Below are 2282 nucleotides of genomic sequence, written 5' to 3'. Positions count from 1 at the left end.
AATGGTGAAAAGTACCGCGGGAGCGGAGTGAAATAGTACCTGAAACCGTGTGCCTACAAGCCGTGGGAGCGTCGCCGTCAAGCTTGCTTGGCGGTCGTGACTGCGTGCCTTTTGAAGAATGAGCCTGCGAGTTAGCGGTGTGTAGCGAGGTTAACCCGTGTGGGGAAGCCGTAGCGAAAGCGAGTCCGAATAGGGCGTTTGAGTTGCACGCTCTAGACCCGAAGCGGAGTGATCTAGCCATGGGCAGGTTGAAGCGGAGGTAAGACTTCGTGGAGGACCGAACCCACCAGGGTTGAAAACCTGGGGGATGACCTGTGGTTAGGGGTGAAAGGCCAATCAAACTCCGTGATAGCTGGTTCTCCCCGAAATGCATTTAGGTGCAGCGTCGTGTGTTTCTTGCCGGAGGTAGAGCACTGGATAGGCGATGGGCCCTACCGGGTTACTGACCTTAGCCAAACTCCGAATGCCGGTAAGTGAGAGCGCGGCAGTGAGACTGTGGGGGATAAGCTCCATGGTCGAGAGGGAAACAGCCCAGAGCATCGACTAAGGCCCCTAAGCGTACGCTAAGTGGGAAAGGATGTGGAGTCGCAGAGACAACCAGGAGGTTGGCTTAGAAGCAGCCACCCTTGAAAGAGTGCGTAATAGCTCACTGGTCAAGTGATTCCGCGCCGACAATGTAGCGGGGCTCAAGCGTACCGCCGAAGTCGTGTCATTCACATATGTAGCCTTAACGGGTGTGTGGATGGGTAGGGGAGCGTCGTGTGCCGGGTGAAGCAGCCGTGGAAACGAGTTGTGGACGGTTCACGAGTGAGAATGCAGGCATGAGTAGCGATACACACGTGGGAAACGTGTGCGCCGATTGACTAAGGGTTCCTGGGTCAAGCTGATCTGCCCAGGGTAAGTCGGGACCTAAGGCGAGGCCGACAGGCGTAGTCGATGGACAACCGGTTGATATTCCGGTACCCGCTTTGAAGCGCCAAACATTGAATCAGGCGATGCTAAGTCCGTGAAGCCGTCCTGGATCCTTCGGGTGAAGGGGAGTGGTGGAGCCGATGACCCAGACTTGTAGTAGGTGAGTGATGGGGTGACGCAGGAAGGTAGTCCAGCCCGGGCGGTGGTTGTCCCGGGGTAAGGGTGTAGGCCGTGTGATAGGCAAATCCGTCACACATTGAGGCTGAGACCTGATGCCGAGCCGATTGTGGTGAAGTGGATGATCCTATGCTGTCGAGAAAAGCCTCTAGCGAGTTTCATGGCGGCCCGTACCCTAAACCGACTCAGGTGGTCAGGTAGAGAATACCGAGGCGTTCGGGTGAACTATGGTTAAGGAACTCGGCAAAATGCCCCCGTAACTTCGGGAGAAGGGGGGCCATGTCTGGTGATGGGATTTACTCCTTGAGCTGGGTGTGGCCGCAGAGACCAGCGAGAAGCGACTGTTTACTAAAAACACAGGTCCGTGCGAAGCCGTAAGGCGATGTATACGGACTGACGCCTGCCCGGTGCTGGAACGTTAAGGGGACCGGTTAGCGCATCTTCGGGTGTGCGAAGCTGAGAACTTAAGCGCCAGTAAACGGCGGTGGTAACTATAACCATCCTAAGGTAGCGAAATTCCTTGTCGGGTAAGTTCCGACCTGCACGAATGGCGTAACGACTTCTCGACTGTCTCAACCATAGGCCCGGTGAAATTGCACTACGAGTAAAGATGCTCGTTTCGCGCAGCAGGACGGAAAGACCCCGGGACCTTTACTATAGCTTGATATTGGTGTTCGGTTCGGCTTGTGTAGGATAGGTGGGAGACTGTGAAGCATGCACGCCAGTGTGTGTGGAGTCGTTGTTGAAATACCACTCTGGTCGTGCTGGATGTCTAACCTGGGTCCGTGATCCGGATCAGGGACAGTGTCTGGTGGGTAGTTTAACTGGGGCGGTTGCCTCCTAAAGGGTAACGGAGGCGCCCAAAGGTTCCCTCAGCCTGGTTGGCAATCAGGTGTTGAGTGTAAGTGCACAAGGGAGCTTGACTGTGAGACCGACGGGTCGAGCAGGGACGAAAGTCGGGACTAGTGATCCGGCGGTGGCTTGTGGAAGCGCCGTCGCTCAACGGATAAAAGGTACCCCGGGGATAACAGGCTGATCTTCCCCAAGAGTCCATATCGACGGGATGGTTTGGCACCTCGATGTCGGCTCGTCGCATCCTGGGGCTGGAGTCGGTCCCAAGGGTTGGGCTGTTCGCCCATTAAAGCGGTACGCGAGCTGGGTTTAGAACGTCGTGAGACAGTTCGGTCCCTATC

The 2282-nt window shown here is 56.1% G+C and carries 1 rRNA gene; it reads left to right on the top strand.

What is annotated here, in order from left to right:
- A 23S ribosomal RNA gene (locus tag HG542_RS33870) occupies positions 1 to 2282 on the top strand; the annotation flags it as partial.

The organism is Streptomyces morookaense (assembly GCF_013030945.1).
GTDB lineage: Bacteria > Actinomycetota > Actinomycetes > Streptomycetales > Streptomycetaceae > Streptomyces > Streptomyces morookaensis.
This window is presented reverse-complemented; position numbering and strand designations above follow the sequence as displayed.